6 protein-coding genes and 1 pseudogene are annotated in these 6,447 nt (G+C 39.6%); all 7 read right to left on the bottom strand.

Annotated elements, in window-relative coordinates:
• Positions 1-16: 16 nt before the first annotated feature.
• Positions 17-1,060, bottom strand: a pseudogene (locus tag B2727_RS01310) (ABC transporter transmembrane domain-containing protein); the annotation flags it as partial.
• A complete protein-coding gene (locus B2727_RS01305; protein WP_241345202.1) occupies positions 1,060-2,538 on the bottom strand; it encodes a TolC family protein in 1,479 nt (492 codons plus the stop codon). The pseudogene B2727_RS01310 and the gene B2727_RS01305, both read right to left, overlap by 1 nt.
• A 345-nt stretch (positions 2,539-2,883) precedes the next feature.
• A complete protein-coding gene (lptB, locus tag B2727_RS01300) occupies positions 2,884-3,630 on the bottom strand; it encodes an LPS export ABC transporter ATP-binding protein (RefSeq protein ID WP_017402170.1) in 747 nt (248 codons plus the stop codon).
• Positions 3,630-4,178, bottom strand: a complete 549-nt coding sequence (gene lptA / locus B2727_RS01295) for a lipopolysaccharide transport periplasmic protein LptA (protein WP_005202505.1) — start codon at positions 4,176-4,178, stop codon at positions 3,630-3,632. Before lptA ends, lptB begins: the two co-directional genes overlap by 1 nt.
• Complete coding sequence (lptC, locus tag B2727_RS01290; protein ID WP_004808434.1) at positions 4,162-4,713, bottom strand: LPS export ABC transporter periplasmic protein LptC; 552 nt, start codon at positions 4,711-4,713, stop codon at positions 4,162-4,164. Before lptC ends, lptA begins: the two co-directional genes overlap by 17 nt.
• Positions 4,714-4,752: 39 nt before the next feature.
• Positions 4,753-5,292: a KdsC family phosphatase gene (locus tag B2727_RS01285; protein WP_005202504.1), complete on the bottom strand. Its 540-nt coding sequence runs from the start codon at positions 5,290-5,292 to the stop codon at positions 4,753-4,755.
• Between the two features lie 3 nt (positions 5,293-5,295).
• Positions 5,296-6,273 (bottom strand): KpsF/GutQ family sugar-phosphate isomerase, encoded by a 978-nt coding sequence (locus B2727_RS01280; protein WP_005202503.1) that lies wholly within the window; start codon positions 6,271-6,273, stop codon positions 5,296-5,298.
• Positions 6,274-6,447 lie beyond the last annotated feature (174 nt).

The following is a 6,447-nucleotide window of genomic DNA, read 5'->3' as shown; positions in this document are numbered from 1 at the left end:
TAACTTCCTAAGCCCCTAATTTAATATCTTCAATACCCTGTACTGCTTCTACTAAAATTGCATTTCGAATCGAAGATTCACGCATCCCTTCTTGTGCAAGCTGTGCCAATTTATTTTGTGCCAAAATTGCAGGCAAGATCATTAGAGGCACGACCAATAACATGACCCAAAATAAGTTACCACCAATGATTGCGAAGATAATCAGGAATAAAAAGAAAAAGGGTAAATCGGCAATGGCCCCCATGGTCGTTGATGTCACTAGATCTCGAACACCTTCTAACTCACGGATCTGAGAAATAAAGGTTCCCGTTGACTTAGAGCGCTCACTATTCTTAATCCGAATTGCATGACCAAATACGCGATCAGAAATTCGTAAATCTGCCCTTTTACCAATAATATCTGAGATATAAACCCGTGAAAGTCTTAATACAAACTCAAAAATCGCAGCAATGAGTACACCACTCGCAAGTACCCAAAGTGTTGGAATCGACTGTGATGGAACAACTCGGTCATAGACTTGCATTGAAAAAATAATCGTGGCCAAGGCCAAAATATTGGCAATCATTGAGGCCAACATGATATCGATATAGCGTTTCCAGTCTTGCAATACAATTGACCAAAACCAGCTTGCCTCGTATGGTTTGATATATTCATCAATACGCGCATCGGGTACTGACTGTTCAGGGCGGAGCACATATACATTTTTAATAATATGCTTCAATGCGCCAACGGCAAATTTTTGGGATAGACCTTGATCGCCACTTAGTTGAACACTGACATGGCCTGAACCGTCAGCTTTATCAATAACACCAACCTGCCCGTCGGCTAATTCTACCAATACAGGTAAACGCCAAGGGTTAATCACGTCGTCGCTAAAGGCAACTCTTCTAAGGTTTAATCCAACCTGTCTGCTGATTAACACTAAAACTTCATCTAGATTCTGGTTTTGATTCCAGTCAAGCTGCAGGCGAATCCGTTCCTCAGAAGGTTCAATTCGATAATGCTTTGCAATGGTCAGTATGGCTTGTAACCAAGGCTGATAGTTTATTTTTGTAGTAATCATGGTTGTACCTCAAATCCTTGGATTTTTATATTATTGAGGTCATAGGCTTGGCGAGAACGTCCTGTTGCAGCAATATATTGAGCAATACTGCTGTAAATGTCATAACGTGCTGTTTCTGCCTCTGAATTCGCACTATGAATCGCCTGTTCTGCATTTAACAGATCAACCAGAGTCCGTGTTCCCAACTTATATTGTTCTTGATAAAGTTCTCTTGTTCGTATTGTTGTTGCTTGTTGTCCTGCTAAAACCTGCATTTGACGTTGTTTGTTTTCAATTTGTTCTCTGCTGGTTCGAATCTGATCCAATACTTTTAAATACACCGCATTGACTTGTGCTTTTGCTGCCTCTTCAGCAAAACTAGCCGCACGAGTTTTCGAGGATGTGGCCCCACCTTGATAGAACTGGCTACTAGCTTCCAACATAATCGCACTATCGAACCCACCCTCTTTATCATTTCCAGGGTTCCTACCATGTAAAGCTTGACTCAGTTCTCCTTTTACAGATAGTGTCGGATAATTACTAATCTGTGTCTGTAATTTTTGATTACGGGCAACCTCAATTCCAGCCTGAGCTGCGATCATTTGTGGAATGGTATTGAACTGCGGTGCAGCATATAAATCTGATTGTTTTACAAAATCTTCTGAAATCGCCCATTGTACATTTCGTGTATCAAAACCTAATAAGGTATACAAATGCTGCTGATATTGGCTCAGCAAAGATTGTTGCGCGATCATCGCTGATTGAGCGGATTGCAAATAAGATTGGGCCTGTATCGGATCAGCCTGACTACTAATTCCCGCATTAGCACGCAGATTAGCCATCTCTTGGATACGCTTAATCCCTGCGATTTGCTGATTCGCAATCTGGATCAGTTTTTGATAACGCTGAATATTAACAATTGTTTGCGCAACATCTAATGAAATATCATCAATTTTCACTAGAACATTCGCTTGCCCAACCACAACTTTGGCTTTTTCGACATCAACACCTGATTTAACTTTACCAAAGTCATAAAGCATTTGTGCAGCACTTAAAGTGAGTAACTGTTGGCCTCGAGTACTTTTTTTGCCCAAATCACCTGTGCTGACCCCACCACCTATCTGTGGATAGTAGCCAGATTTGGCAACATCAATATTGGCATTTTGTGAGGCTAATGATGAAATTCCTTGCGAAATTTCAGGGTTCCGCTGTACCGCATCTTTGAGTACTTTTCGCTGATTCTGCCAGAAAGCAGCAGGAACGGTATCGACTTGAGGACGGCCTGATCCAACCACAGGCAAATCACTCCCGAGTGAAGCATCAACAGAAAAATTACTTAATTTCTGCATTTGTGCCACTTTAAACTCATCACTACTTTTTGGGACAAAAAGCTGAGAAATATTGTTCTTTAAAGTGTGATACTGTTCACTTGGAGTTGTTGCATGTGTCATTGGCACAGACAAGGTTGCTACATAAAGTAACCACTTAAAATCCATACTTTTTTTCCATGATCCATTATTCACTTTTATATCGTTGTGCAAGTTCATATTTTTTTCGTATTGTTATCATTTCAGCATTTTCATTTTAAGCATTTTTTTATAAAAAACACTACGTTCCGCACATAATTTCATCGCTAGATATATGTATATTTTTGTAAAACAGTTCGCATTTTAATAGATTATGCCTTTATAGTGGAATCTATAAAATATATATTTATCATACAATTAGGATAAAATATAAGCCACCCCTTCATCAACAACTCAATATTTAACCATTTATTATTTTATTTACCCCAAAAAAAGAACCTTACGGTTCTTTTTTAAAAGTGATAATCGGCCGATTTAAACGACGAAATCATCACCTAAATATACTTTACGCACTTGCTCATTATCTAGAATTTCTTGTGGTGTGCCCTCTGCAATTACAGACCCTTCACTCACAATATAAGCTTTTTCACAAATTGCTAAAGTCTCACGTACGTTATGATCCGTGATCAGAACCCCAATACCACGATCCTTAAGTGTTTGAATAATATCTTTAATATCACCAACAGAAATTGGGTCGACACCAGCAAATGGTTCATCTAGAAGCATAAACTTAGGATCGGCAGCCAAAGCACGAGCAATTTCAGCACGGCGACGCTCACCACCAGACACACTCATCCCCAATGAATCCTTAATATGATTAATTTTAAAATCATTTAATAATTCATTCAGGCGTTGCTGACGTTGTTGCTTATTCAAATCTTTACGCGTTTCTAAAATTGCCATAATGTTTTCAGCAATCGTCAACTTTCTAAAGATTGAAGCTTCCTGAGGCAAATAACCAATACCTTTACGTGCACGCTCATGCATCGCCAGATCAGACAAGTCCAGATTATCTAAATGAATCTCGCCTTTATCCATACGAACCAAACCGACGACCATATAAAAGCTCGTCGTTTTACCTGCACCATTTGGCCCAAGCAGACCAACAATTTGTCCACTTTGCATAGTAAAAGAAACATCTTTTACTACCCAACGTTTACTGTAGTTCTTCGCTAAGTGCTTGATACAGAGCGTCTGTGGTTGCTGCATTGATTGTTCCATTAATCACGCGCCCCTGGGAAACTTTTTGAACTTGAAGGTGGAATAATAATTTGCACACGGTTAGTTGAAGATCCTTGTGCCTCTACATCACCTTTATTCATGCTGTATTTTAAGCTATTACCACGAATGCTTGAGCCATCCTGATAAAGGTATGCTTTACCCGTTAAAGTAAGAATACCCGTATCTGCATTGTACACGATCGTCTGTGCTTCACCTCGAGCTAAGCCCTTATTGGTATCCATTTGCTGCTGGAACTTTGCTGGCTGACCTTTGGCCGTAATGATTTGAATTTCTTTTTTGCTATTTAAATTTGCAACAAGTGAATCAGCTTGAAGCTTCATGGTGCCTTGTTCGATCACAACATTGCCTGTATAGGTCGTTATACCTGTTTTATCATTATAGGTTGCACGATCCGCAACCAAAGAAAGCTGTTGGTTACGATCCGATGGCAAAGCAAAACTAGCTGCAGAAGAAAGTGCAACAACAGCAACGCAGCTTAGTTGTTTAAGGAAAGTAGAACGAGATTTGGAATTAAGAACTTGGCGCATACTTTCCTCGAATTTTATAAAACTCATATTGACCATTATTTAAATTAGCCTTAAGACCTTGACTCACAAATTCAGCAGATGGTGATTGAACTATCACCTGATGTTGTGTTTCAAGCTCTCTTGTTTTTGGGTAACCAGTGAGTTCATCCGTATGAAACTCTAATTTGTTACCTTGATCGGACAGTTTCGTTGCAACAACATCTCCAAGCAAAATGACTTTAGTATTATCATCATAGCCATTTGCTTGTTTTGCATAGAATGTTGCATCAGGTTTGCCCTGTTTGTACATCACCGCATTCAGTTGATCAAGCTGGGAGGTTTTTTGTTGCATATTCTGTTGTAGCTGTTTAACTTCAGCTCGCATATACAAATTGCCCTGCTCGTCAGTTTGAGTTAAATGAACACCCTGGGCTGAATAGGTCATATTCTTGGCTGAATCAACATCCAACTTTTTTGCTTTGCCACTGTAGTAATAGTAGCCACCACTTATAGAAGCGACTACAACAGCAACAACATATAAAACTTTGGTATCCATAAACAGGGTTACCTAACCTTTGAGCGAATCAACACTATATTAATGTGGTACAGCAAGATATTTTTCAAGCAGTTCTTGGTAAACACCTTTTGCCATCAACAACATATCGCATACTTCTCGTACAGCACCACGACCACCCATCGCTTGGGTCACTAAATTAGCACGACGACGTACTTCTTCATGTCCATTAGGCACAGTAACTTTCATACCAGCGATAGCAAATGCAGATAGATCAGGCCAGTCATCGCCCATATAAATACAATCTTCGGGCAATAGATCCAATTGAGCACAAGCTTCACGCAATGCCACCCCTTTATCTTCACGTCCTTGGAATACCAAATCTACACCAAGATCAGACATCCGTTTTTCAACAATCTGACTTTTTCGACCTGTGATAATAATTACTTTCATACCCGCTTGTTGAACCAGCTTCATTCCCAAGCCATCACGGATATCAAATGATTTAATCTCATCACCTGAATTGGTTAATGTAACAAAGCCATCGCTTAAAATCCCATCCACATCAAGTACCAGTGCTTTTAAATGACGTGCTTGTTCTTGTAAAGCATAAGATGCCATGGCTTAATTTACTCCTGCCTGAATGAGGTCATGCATACTAATCACACCAATCACTTTATTGGCATCATCAACAACTACAAATTGATTCACTTTTCTGTCATGCATTTTTTCTAAAGCTTTCACCGCACGCGCTTCTTGTGAAATCGTTAGTGGATTTTTAGTCATTACTTCAGAAACCGCTAAGTTCACATCGAAGCCTTGTTGCTGGTCAATCATACGACGTAAATCACCATCGGTAAAAATACCCAATAAGGTATCATTTTCATCGACAATCGTGGTTAAACCCAGACGCTTATCAGAAATTTCATATAACACTTTATTCATTGGTGTATCTGGGCGAACCTTTGGTAATTCTGAACCTGTATGCATCAAATGCTTCACATGCAAAAGCAACCGTTTACCTAGGGCTCCAGCTGGATGTGAACGCGCAAAATCATCCGCAGTAAAACCGCGTGCTTCTAATAGCGCAACAGCTAATGCATCCCCCAACACTAATGTTGCTGTAGTGCTTGATGTTGGTGCTAAGCCTAAAGGACAAGCCTCGTCAGCTAAACCTAATGTCAATGCCACATCTGCATTTTGAGGCATTGGTCCTTTATTATCCCGACTAATGGTAATTAAAGGCACAGCTAAATGCTTGATTAAAGGCATTAACATCATGATTTCATCACTCTTGCCTGAGTTAGAAATTGCAATCAGTACATCACCACGCACTAACATTCCTAGATCACCATGGCCTGCTTCACCTGGATGCATAAAGAAAGATGGTGTTCCAGTCGATGCAAAGGTAGCTGCCATTTTACGACCGATATGACCAGACTTACCCATACCAGTTACAACAACACGTCCTTGGCATTGCAAAAGGATTTCGCATGCAATATCGAAGCGTTCATCAATTTGCGCAGTTAAGACATCTATGGCTTGTTGTTCGACACGCAACGTTTCTAATGCGCTTTTTTGGAAATCTATAGTGTGTGACATATGAGTTTGACTCAAAATAATACTCTATCCACCTGATGGTAGATGATTTTAATCAAAAGAATGGTGGCGATTCTAACATATCTGCAAATCATACACGTTTCTAAATGTATAAGTTTTCATGAAAAATGAAGAGATGAAGTATGAAATAGGACTCATAATATTTGGGCTATACAC

It is taken from the genome of Acinetobacter sp. UBA991, from assembly GCF_002292065.1.
Classification (GTDB): domain Bacteria; phylum Pseudomonadota; class Gammaproteobacteria; order Pseudomonadales; family Moraxellaceae; genus Acinetobacter; species Acinetobacter higginsii.
The sequence above is the reverse complement of the archived record's forward strand: the minus strand, read 5'-3'. Positions and strand labels throughout refer to the sequence as shown.

Excerpts from the sequence above, each read along its gene's own strand:
- B2727_RS01305 (WP_241345202.1), bottom strand. The coding sequence starts at position 2,538 with ATGGATTTTAAGTGGTTACTTTATGTAGCAACCTTGTCTGTGCCAATG.
- lptB (WP_017402170.1), bottom strand. The coding sequence starts at position 3,630 with ATGGAACAATCAATGCAGCAACCACAGACGCTCTGTATCAAGCACTTA.
- lptA (WP_005202505.1), bottom strand. The coding sequence starts at position 4,178 with ATGCGCCAAGTTCTTAATTCCAAATCTCGTTCTACTTTCCTTAAACAA.
- lptC (WP_004808434.1), bottom strand. The coding sequence starts at position 4,713 with ATGGATACCAAAGTTTTATATGTTGTTGCTGTTGTAGTCGCTTCTATA.
- B2727_RS01285 (WP_005202504.1), bottom strand. The coding sequence starts at position 5,292 with ATGGCATCTTATGCTTTACAAGAACAAGCACGTCATTTAAAAGCACTG.
- B2727_RS01280 (WP_005202503.1), bottom strand. The coding sequence starts at position 6,273 with ATGTCACACACTATAGATTTCCAAAAAAGCGCATTAGAAACGTTGCGT.